This window comes from Xanthomonas sp., assembly GCF_017163755.1.
In the GTDB taxonomy this organism is placed as follows: domain Bacteria; phylum Pseudomonadota; class Gammaproteobacteria; order Xanthomonadales; family Xanthomonadaceae; genus Xanthomonas_A.
Map to the genome: position 1 here is coordinate 1 of NZ_JAFIWC010000041.1, position 21,915 is coordinate 21,915.

General features: G+C 71.8%; 17 protein-coding genes and 1 pseudogene. 8 read left to right on the plus strand and 10 right to left on the minus strand.

Annotated elements, in window-relative coordinates; translation table 11 throughout:
- Positions 1 to 120: 120 nt before the first annotated feature.
- From JR065_RS19860 to purH, 10 genes are all read right to left on the minus strand, one after another.
- Positions 121 to 528, minus strand: a complete 408-nt coding sequence (locus JR065_RS19860; RefSeq protein ID WP_241093790.1) for a DUF2752 domain-containing protein — start codon at positions 526 to 528, stop codon at positions 121 to 123.
- A gap of 80 nt (positions 529 to 608) precedes the next feature.
- Positions 609 to 881 (minus strand): CD225/dispanin family protein, encoded by a 273-nt coding sequence (locus JR065_RS19865; RefSeq protein ID WP_206236215.1) that lies wholly within the window; start codon positions 879 to 881, stop codon positions 609 to 611.
- 43 nt (positions 882 to 924) lie between these two features.
- Positions 925 to 1,221, minus strand: a complete 297-nt coding sequence (locus JR065_RS19870; RefSeq protein WP_206236216.1) for a CD225/dispanin family protein — start codon at positions 1,219 to 1,221, stop codon at positions 925 to 927.
- 120 nt (positions 1,222 to 1,341) lie between these two features.
- Positions 1,342 to 3,264 carry an MFS transporter gene (locus JR065_RS19875; RefSeq protein ID WP_206236218.1) on the minus strand — a complete coding sequence of 641 codons (1,923 nt, stop codon included), beginning with the start codon at positions 3,262 to 3,264 and terminating at the stop codon, positions 1,342 to 1,344.
- A gap of 561 nt (positions 3,265 to 3,825) precedes the next feature.
- The gene (yccS, locus tag JR065_RS19880) at positions 3,826 to 5,991 is read right to left on the minus strand and encodes a YccS family putative transporter (RefSeq protein ID WP_206236219.1); all 2,166 of its coding nucleotides are present in this window, start codon (positions 5,989 to 5,991) and stop codon (positions 3,826 to 3,828) included.
- A gap of 377 nt (positions 5,992 to 6,368) precedes the next feature.
- Positions 6,369 to 8,546 (minus strand): TonB-dependent siderophore receptor, encoded by a 2,178-nt coding sequence (locus JR065_RS19885; RefSeq protein ID WP_206236220.1) that lies wholly within the window; start codon positions 8,544 to 8,546, stop codon positions 6,369 to 6,371.
- Between the two features lie 343 nt (positions 8,547 to 8,889).
- The gene (locus JR065_RS19890) at positions 8,890 to 9,564 is read right to left on the minus strand and encodes a uracil-DNA glycosylase family protein (protein ID WP_206236222.1); all 675 of its coding nucleotides are present in this window, start codon (positions 9,562 to 9,564) and stop codon (positions 8,890 to 8,892) included.
- Positions 9,565 to 10,012: 448 nt separating this feature from the next.
- A complete protein-coding gene (gene purD / locus JR065_RS19895; protein ID WP_206236223.1) occupies positions 10,013 to 11,302 on the minus strand; it encodes a phosphoribosylamine--glycine ligase in 1,290 nt (429 codons plus the stop codon).
- 30 nt (positions 11,303 to 11,332) lie between these two features.
- Positions 11,333 to 12,175: a hypothetical protein gene (locus JR065_RS19900; protein ID WP_206236224.1), complete on the minus strand. Its 843-nt coding sequence runs from the start codon at positions 12,173 to 12,175 to the stop codon at positions 11,333 to 11,335.
- A 37-nt stretch (positions 12,176 to 12,212) separates the two neighbouring features.
- Complete coding sequence (gene purH, locus JR065_RS19905; RefSeq protein WP_206236226.1) at positions 12,213 to 13,799, minus strand: bifunctional phosphoribosylaminoimidazolecarboxamide formyltransferase/IMP cyclohydrolase; 1,587 nt, start codon at positions 13,797 to 13,799, stop codon at positions 12,213 to 12,215.
- A gap of 78 nt (positions 13,800 to 13,877) precedes the next feature.
- Here purH and JR065_RS19910 point away from each other — a divergent pair, with 78 nt between their 5' ends.
- The 8 genes and pseudogenes from JR065_RS19910 (at position 13,878) to JR065_RS19945 (ending at position 21,868) form a co-directional block, all read left to right on the plus strand.
- A complete protein-coding gene (locus tag JR065_RS19910; protein ID WP_206236227.1) occupies positions 13,878 to 14,492 on the plus strand; it encodes a CDP-alcohol phosphatidyltransferase family protein in 615 nt (204 codons plus the stop codon).
- 82 nt (positions 14,493 to 14,574) lie between these two features.
- Positions 14,575 to 16,331, plus strand: a pseudogene (locus JR065_RS19915) (bifunctional alpha/beta hydrolase/class I SAM-dependent methyltransferase).
- Positions 16,328 to 17,665: a dual specificity protein phosphatase family protein gene (locus JR065_RS19920; RefSeq protein WP_206236228.1), complete on the plus strand. Its 1,338-nt coding sequence runs from the start codon at positions 16,328 to 16,330 to the stop codon at positions 17,663 to 17,665. Before JR065_RS19915 ends, JR065_RS19920 begins: the two are co-directional and overlap by 4 nt.
- Entirely contained in the window at positions 17,662 to 18,102 is a 441-nt protein-coding gene (locus tag JR065_RS19925; RefSeq protein ID WP_206236229.1) for a hypothetical protein, read from the plus strand. The genes JR065_RS19920 and JR065_RS19925 overlap by 4 nt, the downstream gene beginning before the upstream one ends.
- A gap of 7 nt (positions 18,103 to 18,109) precedes the next feature.
- Complete coding sequence (locus JR065_RS19930) at positions 18,110 to 19,612, plus strand: TIGR04222 domain-containing membrane protein (RefSeq protein ID WP_206236230.1); 1,503 nt, start codon at positions 18,110 to 18,112, stop codon at positions 19,610 to 19,612.
- Entirely contained in the window at positions 19,612 to 20,268 is a 657-nt protein-coding gene (locus JR065_RS19935; protein WP_206236231.1) for a CDP-alcohol phosphatidyltransferase family protein, read from the plus strand. The genes JR065_RS19930 and JR065_RS19935 overlap by 1 nt, the downstream gene beginning before the upstream one ends.
- A complete protein-coding gene (locus tag JR065_RS19940; RefSeq protein WP_206236232.1) occupies positions 20,265 to 20,897 on the plus strand; it encodes a lysophospholipid acyltransferase family protein in 633 nt (210 codons plus the stop codon). Before JR065_RS19935 ends, JR065_RS19940 begins: the two co-directional genes overlap by 4 nt.
- Positions 20,894 to 21,868 (plus strand): phosphatidate cytidylyltransferase, encoded by a 975-nt coding sequence (locus JR065_RS19945; RefSeq protein ID WP_206236233.1) that lies wholly within the window; start codon positions 20,894 to 20,896, stop codon positions 21,866 to 21,868. The genes JR065_RS19940 and JR065_RS19945 overlap by 4 nt, the downstream gene beginning before the upstream one ends.
- The last annotated feature ends 47 nt before the right edge of the window (positions 21,869 to 21,915 follow it).

Consider the following 21,915-nt stretch of genomic DNA (forward strand, 5'->3'; position numbering starts at 1 on the left):
GCGTGGCCGGCGGCGGGGCGGGGGGCATCACGGTGCTCATGCGGATCTCCTTCGAATCGACTTCGGGCTTCAGCGGTGAAGTCTAGCGCAGGCCCTGCCGCCGGCGCTGCCGCGCGGCGCTCAGCCCGGCGCCAGCAGCGCGAACGGATACCACGGCAGGTTGCGCAGCACGCCGTAGCCGATCAGCAGCCACAGCCACAATCGCGGGTCGGCCAGGATCTTCAGCAGCGGCGCCAGCGCACGCATGCGCAGCCCGGCGGCGTTGAGCGCCATGAGCGCCAGCACCGGCAGCAGGACCACCAGCAACGGGTTCATCGCCAGCGCGTGGGCGAGATCGAAGTGCACCAGCGCGTGCAGGCAGCGGGTGCTGCCGCAGCCGGGGCAGTAGAGCCCGGTCAGGGCATAGAACGGACAGGCGGGCAACGGGTTGCCGGCCACATTGGGATCGATCCGGCGCAACAGCACGGTCGCGCCGACCGCAGCCGCGCCGAGCGCGGCCAGCGGCAGCCAGCGCGGCAGGGCGGCCAGACGGGCGTTCATCGACATCTGCGGCGGCCCGGCGGCCGGGTCTGTCGCCAGCCCCGGCCGCCGCAGTCCGCGCGCACGGATCACTGCTGCTGCAGCATGCCCGCGCCGCCGAGGACGGCGAAGAAGATGATGTACAGCACGACGGCCACGACCCAGCCGATGACCGAGTAGATCGCCCACTTCTTGGCCTTGTCGGCCGATTCCTGCGCGCCGGCGACGTCGCCGGCGGCCAGCTTGGTGTTGACCTGGGCAGCGAAGACGATCGAGACGATGCCCAGCGGCAGGCAGCAGAACAGCGTGCTGAGGATCGCCCAGACGAGATTGTTGGAAACTTGCGGTGCGGTGGTGTTCATCCGTGTTACTCCGGTTGGGTGGTGAAGCGGGGGGTTGAAAAAGTCAGTGATTGGCGAGGCTGCCGAGCACGGCCATGCCGCCGAACAGCAGGAACCACAGCGCCAGCAGCACCGGCATCGCCAGCGCCGAATACAGCGCCCACATGCCGGCCTTGCGCGAGGCCTCGCGCGCGCCGGCGACGTCGCCGGCGGCGCGCTTGCCGTCCACCTGCGCGGCATAGACGATCGACACCACGCCCAGCGGCAGGCAGCAGAACAGCGTGGACAGGATCGCCCACACCAGGTTATTGGGAACGTAGATGCCCGCTCCGTTGGGCGGCAAGGGTGGAACGTGGCTCAATGAAAGGATTCCCTGTATGACGGCGCCTGGGCCGGCGTGCCGGGACGGCGCGACCGCGTACAAGGCGTTTCCCCACGTCTAATCTACCTGAACCCGCGCTCTACGGCATCCCCCCGGCGCTCAGGCGGCATCCCCGCGCAGCTGCCGCACCTGCGCCTCGAGCGTTTCGGCGCTGGCGCTCTCGCCGGGGACCGGGGCGCTGGCGGCCACCTCCACGTGCGCGCGGATCCGGCGCGGCACGCGCATGCGCCGCAGCCGCGAGTCGCGCCTGCTCCACATGCTGGTCCACATGTTGCGCAGCGCCATCGGCACCACCGGCACCGGGCGCCGCTCCAGGATCTTCTCCACGCCGGACTTGAACGCGGCGATCTCGCCATCCTGGGTCAGCGCGCCCTCGGGGAAGATGCATACCAGTTCGCCCTCGGCCAGCGCCGCGTCGATCTCGTCGAACGCGCGCTGCATCAGTTCCGGGTTCTCGCGCGCGCCGGCGATCGGGATCGCCTTGGCGGTGCGGAAGATCCAGCGCATCACCGGGATGTTGAAGATGCGGTAGTACATGACGAACCGCACCGGGCGCGGGATCGCCGCGGCCAGGATCAGCGCGTCCATGTAGCTGACGTGGTTGCACACGATCAGCGCCGCGCCCTCGTCGGGCACGTGGCGCTCGATGCCGTGCAGGCGCAGCCGGTACAGCACGCGCACCATCACCCAGCTGAGGAAGCGCATCAGGAATTCGGGGACGATGCTGAAGATCCAGATCGCCACCAGCGCGTTGGCGATGGCCAGCGCCAGGAACACCTGCGGGATGCTCAGCCCCGGCATCGGCACCCGCGTGCCGAACAGCGTCAGCTGTTCCATCTGCAAGGCGATGCCGACCATCGCCGCGACCACGATGAACAGCGAATTCTGGATGTTGAGCCCGGCGATCACCCGCGACAGTTCGGCCTTGGGCGTGCGGCTCTGGATCAGCGCGAACAGCGGCACCACGAAGAAGCCGGTGAACAGGCCGATGCCGACCAGGTCGAACATGATCCGCCAGCTGCCGGCCTGGCCGACGAACTGGCCGATGCCCAGCCCGGCCTGCAACGCGCCGCCGGGACGGGCGAAATACAGGTCCAGCATGAACGCGCTGATGCCGAACGCGCCCAGCGGCACCAGGCCGATCTCCACGGTGCGCCCGGAGAGCTTCTCGCACAGCAGCGAGCCGGTGCCGGTGCCGATCGAGAACAGCGCCAGCGCGAAGATGTACAGGTCCTGGGCGCCGCCGAGGTTGAGTTCGGCATAGGTGGGCAACTGCGCGGTCAGCACCGTGCCGATGAACCAGAACCAGGACACGCCCAGGATCGCGTTGCGCACCGCCGGCTGCCGGCGGCTCAGGCGCATGATCGCCAGCGACTCGGGCAGCGGGTTCCAGTTGATCTTCAGTCCCGGCGCGCCGGCATCGACCTTGGGGATCAGCCGCGCGACCAGGTTGCCGGTCACCGCCAGCGCGATCACCGCGGTGGCCGCGGCGACCGGGCCGTGGCTGCCGGCGATCTGGAAGATCAGCCCGCCCAGGATCATGCCGCACAGGATCGAGATCGAGGTGCCCATCTCGACCAGGCCGTTGCCGCCGGTCAGCTCTTCCGGCTTCAGCACCGACGGCAGGATCGAGTATTTCACCGGGCCGAACAGGGTGGACTGCAGGCCGGTGCAGAACAGCGCGACCAGCAGCACCGCCATGTTCTCGGTCAGGAAGCCGACTGCGGCCAGCGACATGATCGCGATCTCCATCGTGGTGGTGATGACCACCAGCCGCGATTTCTCCAGCTTCTCGGCGATCTGCCCGGCCAGCGAGGAGAACAGGAAGTACGGCAGGATGAACAGCGCCGGCGCCAGGTTGGTGTACAGCGTGCGCTGCTCGGGGGTGACGCCCAGGTAGAACAGCAGCCCGATGATCGCCTGCCGGTACACGTTGTCGTTGAACGCGCCCAGCGCCTGGACCACGAAGAACGGCAGGAAGCGGCGCTGTTTGAGCAGGGCGAACTGGTTGTGGCTGGACATGCGCCCTCCTTGCGAGCACGCGGAGACTAGCAAAATTGTGGGGACTCGGGACTCGGGACTCGGGACTCGGGACTGGCGGGACCAGGGACCGGGGACCGGGGACCGGGGACCGGGGAGCACAGAGCACAGAGCACATAGCAGGATCGGGAATCGGGAATCGGGGATCGGGTCGTGGGCAGCGGCTGCTGTGGTGCGAGCTACGGCACTGGAACCGTGGACTGGTGTCGGCTATGCGGCTTGGCGCTGGTCGAACTGCTCTGACGGGTGTTGCGCTGCGGCTGTCCAGCGAAGGCTGCTTCCGGTCGGGATGGCGCTGATGAGGCGCACCGCTCGCGCGGTTGTGGGAGGGGCTTCGGTCCGGCGCGTCGATGCCGGATCAACGCCGCGCGCGCGGTTGCGATCGCACCGGACCAAGGCCGCTAGGTTCACGCGCGCCGGGCCGCTGCGCAGCCTTGCGGCTGGCCAGGGCCTCTTTCGCGGACGAAGTGCGCATTGGACCGCGTGCATGCCGGCATCCGCGGCACGTCCCCGCCTCGCCACGCCGCGTGCGCCGGTGCTGGCTCAGGCGGACAGGGCGCTGCGCGCGCCTTCTTCCAGTTCCGGCATCAGCCGCGCCACCAGCGCCAGCTGGGTGCGCAGCAGGCGGTGCTTGTCGCCGGTGTCCTCGGGCATCTGCTCGAGCTCCTGCGCCAGCGCCGCATAGTCGACGCTGGCCGGATCGGGCGCGTGGCGCGCGGCCAGGCTGGTCGCGATCCGCGCCAGGTCGCGCTGCAACTGCTGCCCGGCCTCCCCGATCAGCGCGTCGCTGGGATGCGGCGGCAGCTGCGCGCGGTGCGCGCCGAGCGCGGAGAGGTAGCCGAGCAGGGTGTTGGACAGGGCCAGGAAGCGGAAGCCCGAGTCGAGGTTGCGCCGGTACGGCTCCGGCTCGCGCAGCATGTTGCCCAGCGCCGCCGACAGCGCGGCGTCGGCGTTGTGCATGTCGCGGCGCGCGATGCGGTACGGCAGGTCGTCGCGCTTGCCGCTGCGGTATTGCTCCAGCACCTGTTCCAGGTAGCTGGCGCAGGCGCCGACCACGCCCGACAGCACCTGGTGCAGGCGCCGCCCCTGCCAGTCGGGCAGCACGAAGAACGAGGCCAGCGCGGCGATCGCGCAGCCGATCAGGGTGTCGACCAGCCGCGGCCAGACCAGCATGAAACTGTCGCCGAGCTGGTTGAAGCACAGCAGCACCATCAGCGTGATCGCCGCGGTGGCGACGGTGTAGCGGTCGCTGCGGGTGACGAAGAACAGCAGCGCGGCGGCCAGCGCCAGCAGCAGCTGCGGCAAGCCGGTGGGCACCAGCTGCATCATCGCCCAGCCGAGCAGCAGGCCGATCACGGTGCCGGCGATGCGCTGCACCAGGCGCAGCCGGGTGGCGCCGTAGCTGGGGCGACAGACGAAGGCGGTGGTCAGCAGGATCCAGTAGCCGTTGTTCGAGTACACCATCTTCAGCACCGCATAGCCGGCCAGCAGCGCCAGCGCCATGCGCAGGCCGTGGCGGAACAGCAGCGAGCCGGGGGTCAGCTGCTGGCGCAGGCGCTGGCCCATCTCGCGCAGCGTGTGCGGGGTGGAGTCGCGCAGGCGCGTGTCGATCTCGCCGACGTTGGCGTCCGGTTGCGCGGCTTCTGACAGGTGCCGCTCGATCGCCTGCAGGTTGTCGCCGAGCAGGTCCAGCGAGCGCAGCAGGCCGCGCCAGCGCGGGTTGTCCTGTTGCCGGAGGAAATCCAGCGAGGCGTCCAGGTCGGCCTGCGCCTGCCGCGTCTGCGCGCCGTACACGAACGGCCGGCGCAGCCGCAGCGCATGGCCGAGCGCGGCGCAGGCGCGGCCCTGCAGCGCGAGCAGGCGCTGGCAGCGGTACAGCACGTCGCTGTGGAAGAACGCCTCGGTCAGCGCGTCGTAGGGATAGTGCGAGGAACTGGCGCGCTCGTGGAATTCCTGCGCCATGTAGTACAGCCGGAAATAGAACCCGGACTGCACGCCGGGCCGCCCGGAGCGGCCGAAGCGGCTGATGATCGCCATCTTCGCCGCGTTCAGCGCCGCCACCACGCGTGCGTTCTGCTCGGCCAGCGCCAGGCGCCGCTGCTGCTGGTCCAGTTCGCGCACCGGCTCGAACAGGTCGGCCTTGCGTTGCAGGTAGCGCCCCAGCTCGACGAACAGCCGCGCCATGCGCTCGCGCACCGGACGCTGCGCGAACAGCGCCGACCACAGCACCGACAGCGCGCCGTACCAGGCGGCGCCGCCGAGCAGCCAGACGATGTTGCGCCATTGCGCGTCGGCGCCGCCGTGGTGCTGGTCGATGCCGATCATCACGTAGATCGACAGGGTCACCGTGGCCTGGGCGATCGACGCGTAGCGCTCGCCGAGCGCGCCGAGCAGGGTCAGCGCGAAGGTGGACAGCGCCAGTCCGGCGGCGAACGCCAGCGGATACGGGAACAGCTGCTGCACCGCCAGCGCGGCCACCGCGAAGCACAGCAGCGACGCGGCGACCGCCTTGAACCGGCCGCGCCAGTTGTCGTCGGTCTCGGCGACGACGCTGGCGATGATGCCGAGGAACACCGCCGGCACCGCGTCCAGTTCCTGCAGGCGCCAGCACAGCGCCATCGCCCCGCCGAGCGCGATCAGGCTGCGCAGGCCATAGCTGGCTTTCTCGTGGGCCCAGAGCAGGCTCAGGCGGGATTCGAGGGAGGGCATGCGGGGGCGCGTAGCCGAGGGCGGCCCATTATGGCCGGGCCTCGGCGCGGCTGCAGCGGCGCCGAGGGCAGGCGGTGGTCGGCTCCGCATGCGGCGCCCGGCCGGCGCGTGCGACCGGCGCGGAAGGCGCCAGTGGTTTGCGATCGCCTTCCAGTAGTCGTGAAGTCCTGGGCCCAGGCGCGCACCCACCGGGACCGCTTCCCCGGCTAGGCGCGGCCGCAACGGCGGGCGCTGCGTGCCGCCAGCGAGTGCGGACTCCGGTGCCGCGTTCCTGGCGGCGGCAGGCACTGCGCGCCGCACGGTCCCGTGCACCGCGTGCGGACCTGCTGTGGCCACGTTCGCCGCAGGCTCGCCGCGCCGGATGCGGCCGCCGCCGGCTACAGTTCCAGCTTCGCGTTCAACGCCAGCGTGCGCGGCTCGCCCGGCTGGATGGTGAAGTTGCTGCCTTGCCAGTAGCGGCGGTCGAACAGGTTCAGCACCTCGGCGCGCAGCGTCAGCGGGTGCGCGCCCAGCGTGGTGCGCCAGCCGGCGCCGGCGTTGAACACGGTATGGCCCGGCGCCTGCAGCGCGCGCCCGGCCAGCAGCGTCATCGGTCCGGTGTAGCGCGCGTCCAGGTGCAGGTCCAGCGCCGGCATCGCGCTTGGCGTGTGCGCCAGCTGCAGCGCCGCGCTGCGCCGCGCCACCCCGCCCGGGCGCTTGCCCGCCAGCGCCGCGGAGGTGCGCTGGTGCTCGGCGTCGAGCAGCAGCACGCTGCCGCCCAGGCTCCAGCCGTCGGCCGGGCGCAACTGGCCCTCCAGCTCCAGGCCCTGGTAGCGGATCATGCCGTCCTGGACGAAGCGGTTGTCGGCGGTGACGTAGGTGGCGCCGCGTTCGATGCGGAACAGCGCGGCGTTGGCCGACCACTGCGCGCGTTCGACCTTGGCGCCCAGCTCGCTCTGCTTGCTCTTGAGCGGCGGCAGCACCGCGTTGCGGTTGGCGTAGTTGGCCGACACCGTGCTGCCCTGTTCCAGCGACTCGACGTAGCTGGCGTACAGCGTGGTGTCGGCGCGCGGCTTGAACAGCAGCGCCGCGGTCGGGGTGATGGGCGATTGCCGGTACTCCGAGGCCAGGGCGCCGTCGTCGTCGGCGTAGCTGCGCTGCAGGTAGTCGGTGTAGCGTGCGCCGGCCAGCAGCGACCAGCGCGAGGTGAGGGCGATGGTGTCGCTGGCGAACAGCGCCTGCTGCCGGTAGTCGGCCGAGCGGTACTGGGCCAGCTGGTTGGACGGCTGCCAGCGCAGCCGGGCAAAGCCGTCGTAGAGGTTGCCGCCTGCGGCCAGGCCCCACGCGCTCAGCGCGTTGGCCCACACGCGCTGCCATTGCCCTGACGCGCCGAACACCAGCTGGTGCCGCAGCGGGCCGGTGTCCACGCGCCCTTCGAGCAACGCCTGCACGGTGCTGAAGCGGTTGACGTTGTGGCCGACGAAGGTGAAGTCGCCATAGTCGCCGGCGGCGTTGCCGACGTAGAAGTACTCCTGGTCGAAGCGCTGGTCGGTGCGCAGCCACGCGTAGTCCAGCCGCGCCTGCCACTGCGCGTCGATGTCCCAGCGCAGCCCGCTGCGCGCCGAGCCGGTGCGGGTGTCGCCGAAGGCGGCGTCGGCGGCCAGTTCGCGTCCGCCGTCGATCGCCGGCAGCAGCCGCTCGCCGACGAAGCTGGTGACGCTGAAGTACGGCATCAGCCGGTCGATCTGCCGCCGCTGGTAGAGCAGGTCGGCGGTCCAGGTGACGCGTTCGCCCAGCCGCGCCTCCAGCGCCGCCGACGCCGCCTGCCGCTGCAGGTGCCCGCCGTAGTACACGTCGCCCTGCTCGTTGGAGGCGTTGATCCGGTAGCCGTAGCGGTCCTCGGCGCCGAAGCGGCCGCCGGCATCGACGTGCTCGGAGAACAGGCTGTCGCTGCGATAGCCGATGTCCAACGCCAGGTAGGGCTGCTCGGTCGGCCGCTTGCTGACGTAGTCGACGATGCCGCCGGGCGCGCCGAAGCCGTACAGGAATCCGCTGGCGCCCTTGAGCAGTTGCACCTGCTCGAACAGCTCGATCGGCAGCTCCACGCCGAACGAGTAGAACGGCATGCCGTCGAGCTTGTAGCTGTTGCCGAAATCCAGCTGCAGGCCGCGCACGTTCAGCATCGACGCCCACATGCCGTAGCGGTTGCCGACCGCGTTGACCGAGGCGTCGCCGGCGAACACGTGGCCGAGCGCGTTCACCTGCCGCGTCTCCAGCTGTTCGGCATCCACCGCGACCACCGAGAACGGCGTGTCGAACAGCGTGCGGCTGCCGAGCGCGCCGCCGTCGAGCCGCGCGCGTTCGGCCTGGACCCGCACCGCGTCCAGCTCGGTGGCCTGGGGGGCGGCGGCGGCCTCGTCGGCCAGCGCCGGCATGCCCGCGCTGGCCAGCGGCGACAGCAGCGCCAGGCCCAGCAGGCGATGCCGCGGCGCGGTGGCCGCGGCGAGCAGGGAGCGTGCAACGGCGCACAGCGGCATGCGACGGCCGGGCGCGCGGGACGGAGTGGAACGCAGCATCAGGTAGCCTCGATAGCAGCGCGGACAGCGGCACGCCGTCCGCCGTGGATGGACGGAAGCAACGGTGGCTGGGATGCGCGCGACCCGGTGGCGGGGGAAGGCATCGCGAACGCGATGCGGCAGCGGTGGCTGGCGCGCATTGTTCCGCCGCGCCGGCGTCGCGTCAATGCACCGGCGTGCGGTGGCGCCCGGCGCGCATGCGCTCGCGGGCCGTGCAGCCGATGCGGGCGGCAGCGGTGCGGTGCCAACGCCGGTCGGGCAGAGGCGCGCACGCCTGCGCGCCACCGGTGCAGTGCGACGCGACCGCCGCCGGCGCATCACGCGCCGCGCGGGCGGCGCGGCTTCAGATCGCCAGTTCGCGCAGCCGCGCCTGCAGCAGGTCCGGGAAGCGCTTGAACCAGGCCTGGTTGAGCGGGGACGGATGCGGCAGCGGATACAGCGACATGCTGCGCGACTTGCCGGTCTCGGTGCGCAAGGTCACGGACATGTGCCGGACGAAGCGCTGCGGATGCTCCCAGAACGCCTGCAACTGGTCGCGCACCGGCTTGGGCTGGTCGATGCCGAACCACAGGAAGGCCTCGCGGCCGAGGGTGACGATCTCCCCGCCGCGCCATTGCTCGATCAGCAGCCGGCGCATCAGCGGGTGGAAGCGCCGCTTCACCTGCATCGACCACGCCTTGTTGCCGAGCGGCTTGTACGGCACGGTGTTGATCCAGAAGAACCCGCGGCCGACCTTGCGCGAGGCCTCGAAATCGGGCAGGGGCGCGCCGTCGTGCAGATGGCGATACAGCGCGCTGCGCACGATCTGGCCGCCGCTGCCGATGAACGGCTCGCCGTGCTCGACCTCGGCGCGGCCCGGGTCGCGGCCGAAGAAGCACAGCCGCGCGCTGCGCCGGCCCAGGCCGATGATCGGCTCCAGCGGATCCTTGCCGTACTGCGCGTAGACCGCGGTGTCGATGCCGTCGGTCTGCGCCGCCAGTTCGCGGAACCGTTCGCGGATGTCGGGATCTAGCGCCATGGGACTTCTCCGGATGCCGATGGCGACGCAGGCTAGGGCATCTGCGGTCCAGGCGGCGTCATTTGAGGGGCGCTCGTGGCGATGGACGTGCCGGTAATGCCCTGTCGCGGCTGAAGCCGCTCCTGCAAGGGAGGTGGCAGCAGCGCAGCGCGGCGCCGGCCCGCAGGCACTGGATATCGGGCGATGCGCGACGAGCGGCGCCGAGTCACTGCCACGCAATCGCAGCCATGTGCTGCGATTGCGCTTCGGGCGATGCACGCTGCAGCTGGCGGCATTCTCCGCGGGAGCGACGCCGGTCGCGACGGGCATCACCGGTAGAGCCCGTCGCGATCGAAGTCGCTCCTGCAGGCGCGCGCGCGATGGCGTTCGGGCCTGCGGCGGGGCGGCATGCAGTTGCGCTGCGCGTCGGACATGCCGCATTGCTGCACGTGATAGCGCGGCAGCGCGGTTATGCGCCGCGTTCGCGCTCGATCGCGCGCCAGCCGATGTCGTGGCGATGGAACTCGTTGGCCCAGTGGATGCTCGCCACGCCGGCGTAGGCGTTGCGCTGCGCGTCGGACACGCTGTCGCCCAGCGCGGCCACGCACAGCACGCGTCCGCCGGCGCTGACCACGCGGCCCTGCGCATCGAGCGCGGTGCCGGCATGGAACACCTTGGCGCCGGCCGGCACCTGGTCCAGGCCGCCGATCGCATCGCCGGTGACCGGCGCTTCCGGATACGGCGCCGCCGCCATCACCACGCCCAGCGACGGGCGCGGATCCCACTGCGCCTCGGTCGCGTGCAGTTGCCCGTCGATCGCCGCCTCGACCAGCTCCACCAGGTCCGACTGCAGGCGCAGCATCACCGGCTGCGTCTCCGGGTCGCCGAAGCGCACGTTGAACTCGATCACCTTGGGCGCGCCGGCCGCGTCGATCATCAGCCCGGCGTAGAGGAAGCCGGTGAACGGCACGCCGTCGGCGATCATGCCGCGGACGGTGGGTTCGACCACCTCGCCCATCACCCGCGCGTGCACCTCGGGCGTGACCACCGGCGCCGGCGAATACGCGCCCATGCCGCCGGTGTTGGGGCCGGTGTCGCCGTCGCCGACGCGCTTGTGGTCCTGGCTGGTGGCCATCGGCAGCGCGGTGGCGCCGTCGACCATCGAGATGAAGCTGGCTTCCTCGCCGTCGAGGAATTCCTCGATCACCACGCGCGCGCCGGCGTCGCCGAAGGCGTTGCCCGACAGCATGTCGCGCACCGCGGCCTCGGCCTCGTCCAGCGTCATCGCCACGATCACGCCCTTGCCCGCGGCCAGGCCATCGGCCTTGACCACGATCGGCGCGCCTTTGGCGCGCACGTAGGCCAGTGCCGCGTCCACCTCGGTATGCACTTCGTAGAACGCGGTCGGGATGCCGTGACGCGCGAGGAATTCCTTGGCGAAGGCCTTGCTGCCTTCCAGCTGCGCGGCCTTGGCCGTGGGCCCGAAGATGCGCAGGCCGGCGGCGCGGAAGCGGTCGACCACGCCCAGCACCAGCGGCACTTCCGGGCCGACCACGGTCAGCGCCACCGCCTCGTCCTGGGCCAGCTGCAGCAGGCCGTCGATGTCGTCGGCCTTGACCGGCACGTTGCGGCACTTGGCCTCGGTCGCGGTGCCGGCGTTGCCCGGCGCCACCAGGACCTCGTCCACCCGCGCCGACTGCGCGATCTTCCAGGACAGGGCGTGTTCGCGGCCGCCGGAGCCGATGACGAGGATTTTCAAGGCGTTTCTCGCGGTGACAGGAAAGGAGGGTTACTCGCAGGCTTCGCGCTGCATGGAAGCGGGGAACGGATAGCGCCAGTGCTCGGTATCGAACTCGAACACGCGGGTGGTGCCGAGCTTCTTGCCGCAGGACATGCCGACTTCCTCGATCGTCACCGGCCATACGCGCGCGGCCGGGTCGCTGTCGTCCACGGCGAGCTTGAAGTCCACGTCGAACAGCTGCGCCTGGCATTGCTCGGCCGTCTGCTCCGGGTCGCGGCCTTCGTCGCTGCAGTCCAGCGCGCCCTGGTTGTCGATGTGCTGGCGCACCGAGCCGGCGTTGACCAGCCCCTTGGGGCCGGGCAGCACCAGGTCCTGCGACTCGAGCACCAGGCCCTGGCCGATCCAGCTGCTGTAGACCACGAAGCCGTAGAAGTCGCTGCCCAGCCGCAGGATGTCCACCGCGCCGGGGTCGCCGTCGCTGCCGAAGGTGTCGGCCAGCTTCTCGGCGACCACCGCCAGGCCCGTGCCGTCGTCGCGCAGCACCAGGAAATCGATCAGCCCCGGATTGGCGTGGCCGCCGTCGCTGAGCCGGTGGCAGACCGCAAGCAGCTGCTGCACCTGGTGGCCGACCACCACCGGCTGTTCGGCGCATACCGCGCTTTGCACGTCCAATCCGTCGGCCTGCCCGCTCCAATCCTGCGACAGCCGCGCCTGCTTGCCGTAGCGCGCCTGCAGGAAGGCCTGCAGGCGTTCGGTGCGCGGCACGCGCGTGGCGGCCGGCGCCGGCGCTGTCGCCGCGCTCGGCGCGGCAGGGGCGGCCGGTGCCGGCGCGGAACTCGGCTTGCAGCCGGCGATGGCGCAGGCGAGCAGCAGGACCAGGCGATGACGCATCGGGTTCGGTTTCATCGGTGCCGGGGCCCTTGGCCGGTCAGTGGCGGAAGTGGCGCACGCCGGTGAACACCATCGCCAGGCCGTGTTCGTTGGCCGCGTCGATCACCTCGTTGTCGCGCATCGAGCCGCCGGGCTGGATCACCGCCTTGATCCCTGCCGTGGCCGCGGCGTCGATGCCGTCGCGGAACGGGAAGAACGCGTCGGAGGCCATCACCGAGCCCTCCACCGCCAGGCCCGCGTCGACGGCCTTGATGCCGGCGATGCGCGCCGAATAGACCCGGCTCATCTGCCCGGCGCCCACGCCGATGGTGCGCTGGTCCTTGGCATAGACGATCGCGTTGGACTTGACGTACTTGGCCACCTTCCAGGCGAACAGCAGGTCGGCGAACTGCGCCGGGGTCGGTGTCAGCCGGGTGACGACCTTGAGCTCCTCGCGCGTCACCACGCGGTCGTCGGCGGTCTGCATCAGCAGGCCCGAGCCGATGCGCTTGGTGTCGATGAAATGCTGGGACGGCGGCGCCAGCGCAATGCGCAGCACGCGCACGTTGGCCTTCTTCCGGGCGTAGTCGAGGGCGCCGTCCTCGTAGTCCGGCGCGATCAGCACCTCGACGAACTGGCGGTCGAGGATGGCCTTGGCGGTGGCCGCGTCCAGCGGGCGGTTGAAGGCGAGGATGCCGCCGAAGGCGCTGGTCGGGTCGGTGGCGTAGGCCAGTTCGTAGGTGTCGCCGCAGGCCGCGCCCACCGCCACGCCGCACGGGTTGGCGTGCTTGACGATCACGCAGGCCGGCGCATCGAACTGGCGCACGCACTCCCACGCCGCGTCGCTGTCGGCGATGTTGTTGTAGCTCAGCTCCTTGCCCTGCAACTGCTCGAACGTCGCCAGCGACCCCGGGGCCGGATAGAGGTCGCGATAGAACGCCGCCTGCTGGTGCGGGTTCTCGCCGTAGCGCAGGTCCATCACCTTGGCGAAGCTGCCGTTGACCTGCGCCGGGAAGGTGGCGCGCACCGGCACCTCGGCCGAGGTGTCGGACACCGCCGACAGGTAGTTGCTGATCGCCGCGTCGTACTGCGCCACGCGGTTGAACGCGGCCACCGACAGCGCGAAGCGCTTGGCCGCCGACAGCTGGCCGTCGTGCGCGTCCAGCTCGGCGAGCAGGTCGGCGTACTGCGCCGGATCGGTGGCCACCGCCACGCGCGCGAAGTTCTTGGCCGCCGAGCGCAGCATCGCCGGGCCGCCGATGTCGATGTTCTCCACCGCCTCGGCGAGCGAGCAGTCGGCCTTGGCGGTGACCGCCTCGAACGGATACAGGTTCAGCACCAGCAGGTCGATCGGCGCGATGCCGTGCTCGGCCATCACCGCATCGTCGGTGCCGGCGCGGCCGAGCAGGCCGCCGTGGACCTTCGGATGCAGGGTCTTGACCCGCCCGTCCATCATTTCCGGGAAGCCGGTGAGCTCGGACACGTCCCTGACCGGCAGTCCCGCGTCGCGGATCGCCTTGGCGGTGCCGCCGGTGGACAGCAGCTCCACGCCGCGCGCGGCCAGCGCGCGGGCCAGGTCGACCAGGCCGGTCTTGTCGGAAACGGACAGCAATGCCCGGCGCACGGGCAGGAAATCGGAGGACATGGAGTCGGGGCACATATCGAAGCGGGGAGCCGATATTGTAGGCTGCGCCGCGCCGGCATGGACCCTCAGGACCCCGCAATGGTTTCGATCTACGCACTGAAAGGACGTTTCCAGGGGCTGTTGCGCCCCGGCGTGCGGCGCCTGCACGGGCTCGGGGTCACCGCCAACCAGGTCACCGTGGCTGCGGCCGCGGTGTCGCTGCTGGTCGCCGCGTGGGTGTTCTGGCGCGCGCCGGCGCAGCCGCTGTGGTATGCGCTGCTGCCGGGCTGGATGCTGCTGCGCATGGCGCTGAACGCGGTGGACGGCATGCTGGCGCGCGAGTTCGGCCAGCAGTCGCGGCTGGGCGGCTACCTCAACGAACTGTGCGACGTGATCGCCGACGCGGCGCTGTACCTGAGCCTGGCCAGCGTGCCCGGCGCCGGCGCCGCCTGGCTGTGGACGCTGGCGCTGGCGGCGGCATTGACCGAGTATGCGGGGGTATTGGGGCTGATGGTCGGCGCCAGCCGGCGTTACGACGGGCCGATGGGCAAGAGCGACCGCGCCTTCGCCATCGGCCTGCTGGGGCTGCTGCTGGCCGGCGGCTGGGTGGGGGCGAAGACGGTGGACGGGTTCGCGATCGCGTTGGCGGCGCTGTGCGCGGCGACGGTCGTGCGGCGCGTCGCCGCCGGGCTGCGCGAAGCGCCGCGCGGCTGAAGGCCGGGCCGCACGCAAGGGGTGGATGGGCTCCGCAGGCGGATGCGGCAACGGTATTTCTATGGCAAAGGATCACGGACGGATGCGGCAGGTCAGCGAGAGCGAATTTTCCAGTTTCGACGGCGAACGGTTGTTCTACCGGCATTGGCCGGCAGCGACGCCGTCGCCGCAGCGGCGCGCGGTGGTGCTGCTGCATCGCGGCCACGAACACTCCGGACGGGTGCTGCACCTGGCCGACGAGCTGGGGCTGGAGGACATGGAGATGTTCGCCTGGGACGCGCGCGGCAACGGCCGCTCGCCCGGCGTGCGCGGCGATGCGCCCGGTTCCCGGCGCTGGTGCGCGACCTGGACCGCTTCATCGCCCATATCGGCGAAGCCCACGGCATCGCGGTGGAGGACATCGTGGTGGTCGCGCAGAGCGTGGGCGCGGTGATCGCCAGCACCTGGGTGCACGACTACGCGCCGCCGCTGCGCGCGCTGGTGCTGGCCTCGCCGGCGTTCAAGGTCAAGCTGTACGTGCCGTTCGCTCGGCCCGGGCTGGCGCTGCTGCACAAGCTGCGCGGCAATTTCTTCGTCAACAGCTACGTCAAGCCGCAGTGGCTGACCCACGACCCGGCGCGGGTGGCCAGCTACCGCGACGACCCGCTGATCACCCGGCCGATCTCGGTGCGCGTGCTGCTCGGGGTGTACGCGGCGGCCGACCGCGTGGTCGGCGATGCGCAGGCGATCACCGTGCCGGTGCAGCTGCTGGTGTCCGGTGACGACTTCGTCGTGCACCGCGGCCCGCAGGACCGCTTCTACGAGCGGCTGTCCTCGCCGGTGAAGGAGCGCCACCTGCTGCCGGGCTTCTTCCACGACACGCTGGGCGAGCGCGACCGCGCGCCGGCGCTGGCGCAGATCCGCCGCTTCGTGCGCGAGCGCTTCGCCGAGCCGGCGGCGCTGCCCAGCCTGCTGCAGGCGCACCGGCACGGGTCCACCTTCGAGGAGGCCGAGCGGCTGGCCTGGCCGCCGGAGAAGTACAGCCTGCAGGACCTGCGCTGGCGCTTCGTGCGCGCCAACCTGCGCTTCGGCGGCACGCTGTCCGAGGGCCTGGCGCTGGGCCTGAACACCGGCTTCGATTCCGGCAGCACGCTGGACTACGTCTATCGCGACCGCGCCACCGGCAACGGCCCGCTGGGACGGATGATCGACCGCAACTACCTGGACGCGATCGGCTGGCGCGGCATCCGCGTGCGCCGCACCCACCTGCACGAACTGCTGCGCCTGGCCATGCAGCGCCTGCGCGCGGCCGGCGCGCCGGTGCGCGTGCTCGACATCGCCGCCGGCCACGGCCGCTACGTGCTTGAGGCGCTGGCCGGTGGCCCGCCGCAACGCGCCGATGCGATCACCCTGCGCGACTTCAGCCCCTTGAACGTCGAGCGCGGCCGCGCGCTGATCGCCGAACTCGGCGCCGCCGACATCGCCCGCTTCGAGCAGGGCGACGCCTTCGACCGCGACGCGCTGGCGGCGCTGCAGCCGCGGCCGACGCTGGCGGTGGTATCGGGCCTGTACGAGCTGTTCCCCGACAACGACCAGGTGCTGCGCTCGCTGCAGGGCGTGGCGGCCGCGGTCGAACCGGGCGGCTACCTGGCCTATACCGGCCAGCCGTGGCATCCGCAGCTGGAATTCATCGCCCGCGCGCTGACCAGCCATCGCGACGGCGCGGCGTGGGTCATGCGCCGGCGCACCCAGCAGGAGATGGACGAACTGGTGCGCGCGGCCGGCTTCCGCAAGCTCGAGCAGCGCATCGACGAGTGGGGCATCTTCACCGTGTCGCTGGCGCAGCGGATCGCGCCGTGAGCGAGCCGGCGCCGCGGCCCTGGCGGCGTGCGCTGGCGTGGCTGGCGCTGCTGGGGCCGTTCTTCTTCCTCAGCTACGGCTTCGCCAATGCGATGGCCGGCCGCCGGACGTACGTGCCGACGCTGCCGTTCGCCTGGGAAGCGCAGATCCCGTTCTGGCCGTGGACGATCGTGCCGTACTGGTCGATCGACCTGTTCTACGTGATCTCGTTCTTCGTCTGCCGCACCCGCGCCGAACTGGACACGCACGCCAGGCGCCTGCTGACCGCGCAGGTCCTGGCGGTGGGCTGCTTCCTGCTGTGGCCGCTGCGCTTCAGCTTCGAGCGGCCGCCCAGCGATGGCGTGTTCGGCTGGCTGTTCGCGGTGCTGCTCGGCTTCGACAAGCCGTTCAACCAGGCGCCGTCGCTGCACATCGTGCTGCTGGTGGTGCTGTGGGTGCGCTATGCGCAGCATCTGCACGGGTGGGCGCGCGGTGCGCTGCACCTGTGGTTCGCGCTGATCGGGATCTCGGTGCTGACCACCTACCAGCACCATTTCCTCGACGTGCCCACCGGCGTGGCGGTCGGCTGGCTGTGCGTATGGCTGTGGCCGCAACGGGTGGCGCCGCCGTGGGCCGCGCTGGCGCTGGCACGCGACCCGGCGCGCTGGCGGCTGGCCGGCGCCTACCTGGGCGGCGGCGGCCTGTGCGTCACGGTGGCCTGGGCGCTGGGCGGCGCGGCGTGGTGGCTGGCGTGGCCGGCGCTGTCGCTGCTGCTGGTCGCGCTGGACTACGCGCTGCTCGGCCCGCTTGGCCTGCAGAAGCGCGCCGACGGCCGCCTCAGCGTCGCCGCGCGCTGGCTGTACGCGCCGTACCTGGCGGCGGCCTGGCTCAATTCGCGGGCATGGACGCAGCGCGATCCGGCGCCGCGGCCGGTCGCCGACGGCGTGTGGCTGGGGCGCATCCCCGGCCGCGGCCAGCGCGACGCGTTCGCCGCGGTGGTGGACGTCAGCGCCGAGCTGTCGCTGCGCGATGCGCGTGCGCACGATCGCGTGGTGCCGATGCTGGACCTGGTCGCGCCGGCGCCGGCGGCGCTGCGCGAGGCCGCGCGGGCGATCGAGGCGGCGCGTGCGCACGGGCCGGTGCTGGTGTGCTGCGCGCTGGGCTATTCGCGCAGCGCCGCGGCGGTGGCCGCGTGGCTGCTGTGCAGCGGCCGTGCCGGCAGCGTGGACGAGGCGGTGGCGCAGCTGCGCGAGCGCGCGCCGCGGATCGTGCTCGGAGCCGCGCAACGGCGCGCCATCGCCGCGGCGTGGCAGCCGGCGCCGGCCACGGCGTTGGCGCAGGAGCAGCTGGCATGAACACGCGCCTGCAGCTGCGCACGATGGCCGCGCTGTTGCGCCAGGGGCGGCCGCTGGACCGGCTGTCGGCGCTGCTGCTGGTGGTGGCGCTGCTGCTGGCGGCCTGGTTCGCCGGCGGCGAACGCGCCGCCGCGGTGCTGTGCCTGCTCAGCGTGCCGGCCGCGCTGCTGCAGGGCTACTGGGCCGCACGGGTCGGCCTGGACCTGTCGCTGCTCGATGCGGTGCTGGAAGAGACCGACATCGACCAGGCCGGCAGCGATCTCGATGCGGCGCTGCACCGGCTGGGCCTGCTGCCGCGGTTGCCGCCTGCGCGCGACTGGAGCGCGCGCTGGCGCGGCATGCGCCGCCTGCTGCGGTGGCAACTGGCCAGCGTGGCGCTGCAGTCGCTGCTGGTGCTGCTGGCGGTGCTCGCGGCGCTGATCGCCGGGCCGGTGTGAGCCGCCGATGACGCCGCTGCCCTCTTCCAGCGCGCCGTTGCGCCATGCCGACAGCGATCAGCAGGCGCTGTGGGAGCGCCTGCTGGCCTACCGCTTCGGTGCCGACGACGACGCATTGCCGCGGTTCGTGCGGCGCGTGGCCAAGCAGGCGCACTGCAGTCCGGCGCAGGCGGCGCAGGCGGTCGGGGAGTACCGTCGCTTCTGCTTCCTGGCCTGCACCAGCGCCGAGGAGGCCACGCCCAGTGCGCTGATCGACCAGGTCTGGCATGCCCACCTCACCGACACCCGCGAATACTGGCAACACTTTTGCCCGCAGGTGCTGCAGACCACGCTGCACCACCAGCCTGGGCGCGGGGCGGCCGCCGACGCGGCGCGCTACCAGGACCAGTATCGCGCCACGCTCGTGCGGTACCGGCGGCATTTCGGCGAACCGCCGCCGGCATGCTGGCCCGAGCCGGTGGCGGATGCGCCGACGACGCCTTCGGCGCAGGCGGCGCCTGCGCGCGCGCGCGGCCGCTGGCCGGCGCCGCGCTCCGGATCGGCCGCGCTGGGGCTGTGGTCGCTGGCGACGCTGCTGCTGGGCGGAGGGCTGGCGGCAGCCAACGATTTCGCCGCGCCGCTGCACTGGCCGGGCGGTTCGTTCCTGCTGCTGTTCCTGCTGCTGATCGGCCTGGCCTGCGCGCTCGCCGCGCGCTTGCGCCGCGCCGTGCGCGGTCTTGGCCGCGCGCACGCGGTCCAGCAGGTCGACGTCGCCGAGCTGGCCTACCTGGCCGGCGGCGCCGAACGCGTCGCCGACCTGCAGTTGGCGCTGCTGATCGCGCACGACGCCGTGCAGCTGGAAACCGCGCAACCCACCGGGGGCGCCGTGCGTGGCGAGCGTGCCAGGCTGCATGCCACCGGCGGGCCGGTACCGCCGCCGCTGCAGCGCGCGCATGCCCTGGTGCGCACGACGGCGCCGCTGTCGCTGGCGCTGCAGGCGCTGCGCGACGATGCCCGGCCGCTGCGCGCGGCATTGATCGGCAAGCGGTTGTGGCTGGGCCGCGGCCATGCGGGGTGCGCGCGCCTGCTCGGCGCCGCGCCGTTGCTGGCCCTGTGGGCGCTGGGCGCGGCCAAGGTCGGCATCGGCCTGCAACTGCAGCGCCCAGTGGGTTTCCTGGTGGCGCTGATGCTGTTGGTGACGATGATCGCGCTGGGGTTCGCGCTGACGCCGGCGCGGCGCAGCCTGGCCGGCGACGCGCTGCTGGCCGAGCGCGATGCGCCACTGCGCGCGCCGCCTGCGCCGGCCCCTCCGTCGCCGGACCTGCCTGCGCCGGACCTGGCGCAGCAACTGGCGTTGGCCGGCACGGCGGTGTTGCTGGGCACGCCATGGGCTGCGTACCACCAGGTGCGTGCGCCGCTGGCCGGAACCGGCGGCGGCAGCGGTTGCTCGGCCACGACCGGCAGTTGCGGCAGCGCGGGCGGCGACGGAGGCGGCAGCGGATGTGGCGGCTGCGGCGGAGGCGGCGACTGATGCGGCGCTTCCCCGTGTTCGATGCCTGGGCCGCGCGCGCGCGTGCGCGTCTGGCGCAGGCGCTGCGCGCCCGCGGCGCGACCCCGAACGGCCTGTCGTGGGCCGGCACCGGCTTCGCCGCGCTGGCCGCGCTGATGTTCTATTTCGCGCTGCGCGATCCGCCGCGCTACGGCGCCGCGCTGTTGCTGCTGGCCGTGCTCGGGCTGCAGGGGCGGTTGCTGTGCAACCGCCTGGACGGGCTGATGGCCAAGCAGGCGCGGATGATCGGCCGCGCCGGCGAGGTCTACAACGAGGCGCCCGACCGCCTGTCCGACGTGCTGGTGTGCCTGGGCCTGGGCTACGGCCTGCAGCAGTCGCTGGACTGGGGCGCGCAGCTGGGCTGGGCCGCCGCGCTGCTGTGCGTGGGCACCGCCTATGTGCGCATGCTCGGCCTGGCCTGCGGCGTGCGCGAACCGGCGCAGGGGCCGATGGCGCGCGCGCAGCGCATGCAATGGCTGTCGCTGGCCGCGCTGCTGGCCGCGGCGGCGCTGCTGCCGGGCCGGGCCGCGTGGGCCGAAACCATCCTGGTCGCCGCGCTGGCGCTGTTGAGCGCCGGCGCCGCGGTGACCATCGTGTTGCGCTTGCGCGCCGTCGTGCGCGAACTGGAGTCGAGATGATCGCCCGTCTGATTGCCCGCGGCTGCAGTGCCGCGATCCGCCTGCTGACCGGCGCGCGCGCGTTCTGGCGCGGCTGCATGCCGTCCAGCGAGCGCCGCGTGTACTACGGCAACCATGCCAGCCACGGCGACTTCGTGCTGATCTGGTCGTCGCTGCCGGCATCGCTGCGGCGCGAGGTGCGGCCGGTGGCCGCGGCCGACTACTGGCAGCGCGACGCGCTGCGCCGCTACCTGATCCACGCGGTGTTCAACGGCGTGCTGATCGAGCGCGACGCCGCGCAGCGCAGCCGCGACCCGATCGAATGCCTGTGCGAGGCGGTGGACGCCGGCGGTTCGCTGATCCTGTTCCCGGAAGGCACGCGCAACCCCGACGAAGGCCTGCTGCCGTTCAAGAGCGGCATCTACCACCTGGCCCGGCAGCGCCCGGAACTGGAGTTCGTGCCGGTGTGGATCGACAACCTCAAGCGGGTGATGCCCAAGGGCAAGTGGCTGCCGTTGCCGCTGCTGTGCACCACCACCTTCGGCGAGCCGCTGCGGCTGGGCGCGGCCGAGGACAAGCAGGCGTTCCTCGAGCGCACCCGCGCCGCGTTGCTGGCGCTGTCGCCGGAACAGACCGAGGCCGCGCGATGAACCCGATCGCCTTCAGCGAACACCTGCAGCAATCCTCGCTGCGCCAGCAGACGATCTGGCTGTTCCTCGGCATCGCCGCGGTGCTGCTGCTGGCCACGCTGATCTCCGAGACGCTGCGCTGGCGCGCGCGCGAACGCCCGACCGCGGTGCTGGACAACCTGGTCGCGCGCATCCGCGCATGGTGGGTGATGGCGGCGGTGGTGGCGCTGGCGTTCGTGTTCGGGCGCATCGGCGTGATCGCGCTGTTCGCGCTGGTGTCGCTGTTCGCGCTGCGCGAGTTCATCACCCTGGCGCCGACCCGGCGCGGCGACTACTACGCGCTGCTGGCCGCGTTCTACATCGTGCTGCCGTGGCAGTACTGGCTGGTGTGGAGCGACTGGTACGGCCTGTACACGCTGCTGATCCCGGTCTACGCGTTCCTGGTGCTGCCGATCCTGGCCACCATCGGCGGCGACACCACGCGTTACCTGGAGCGGACCGCCAAGGTGCAATGGGGGCTGATGATCTGCGTGTTCTGCATCTCGCACGTGCCGGCGCTGCTGAACCTGCGCATTCCCGGCTACGAGGGCCGCAACCTGCTGCTGTTCGCGTTCCTGGTGATCGTGGTGCAGTCCTCGGACGTGCTGCAGTACGTGTGGGGCAAGCTGCTCGGCAAGCACCTGATCGCGCCGAAGCTGTCGCCGTCCAAGACCGTGGAAGGCTTCGTCGGCGGCATCCTGTCGGCCAGCGCGCTCGGCGCGGCGCTGTGGTGGATCACCCCGTTCTCGCCGCTGCAGGCCTTCGCGCTGGCGCTGGTGGCGAACCTGATGGGCTTCTTCGGCGGGCTGGTGATGTCGGCGATCAAGCGCGACCGCGGCATCAAGGACTGGGGCCACATGATCGAAGGCCACGGCGGCGTGCTCGACCGGCTGGACTCGGTGTGCTTCGCCGCGCCGGTGTTCTTTCACTTGATCCGGTATGGGTGGGTTTGAGGGCTTCGGGACCGGGGACCGGGGACCGGGGACCCGGGGGGATGGTC

Bases quoted from the DNA above. Each gene is read 5' to 3' on its own strand.
- JR065_RS19865 (WP_206236215.1), bottom strand. From the start codon at position 881: ATGAACACCACCGCACCGCAAGTTTCCAACAATCTCGTCTGGGCGATC.
- JR065_RS19875 (WP_206236218.1), bottom strand. From the start codon at position 3,264: ATGTCCAGCCACAACCAGTTCGCCCTGCTCAAACAGCGCCGCTTCCTG.
- yccS (WP_206236219.1), bottom strand. From the start codon at position 5,991: ATGCCCTCCCTCGAATCCCGCCTGAGCCTGCTCTGGGCCCACGAGAAA.
- JR065_RS19885 (WP_206236220.1), bottom strand. From the start codon at position 8,546: ATGCTGCGTTCCACTCCGTCCCGCGCGCCCGGCCGTCGCATGCCGCTG.
- JR065_RS19890 (WP_206236222.1), bottom strand. From the start codon at position 9,564: ATGGCGCTAGATCCCGACATCCGCGAACGGTTCCGCGAACTGGCGGCG.
- JR065_RS19900 (WP_206236224.1), bottom strand. From the start codon at position 12,175: ATGCGTCATCGCCTGGTCCTGCTGCTCGCCTGCGCCATCGCCGGCTGC.
- purH (WP_206236226.1), bottom strand. From the start codon at position 13,799: ATGTCCTCCGATTTCCTGCCCGTGCGCCGGGCATTGCTGTCCGTTTCC.
- JR065_RS19910 (WP_206236227.1), top strand. From the start codon at position 13,878: ATGGTTTCGATCTACGCACTGAAAGGACGTTTCCAGGGGCTGTTGCGC.
- JR065_RS19925 (WP_206236229.1), top strand. From the start codon at position 17,662: ATGAACACGCGCCTGCAGCTGCGCACGATGGCCGCGCTGTTGCGCCAG.
- JR065_RS19930 (WP_206236230.1), top strand. From the start codon at position 18,110: ATGACGCCGCTGCCCTCTTCCAGCGCGCCGTTGCGCCATGCCGACAGC.
- JR065_RS19935 (WP_206236231.1), top strand. From the start codon at position 19,612: ATGCGGCGCTTCCCCGTGTTCGATGCCTGGGCCGCGCGCGCGCGTGCG.
- JR065_RS19940 (WP_206236232.1), top strand. From the start codon at position 20,265: ATGATCGCCCGTCTGATTGCCCGCGGCTGCAGTGCCGCGATCCGCCTG.
- JR065_RS19945 (WP_206236233.1), top strand. From the start codon at position 20,894: ATGAACCCGATCGCCTTCAGCGAACACCTGCAGCAATCCTCGCTGCGC.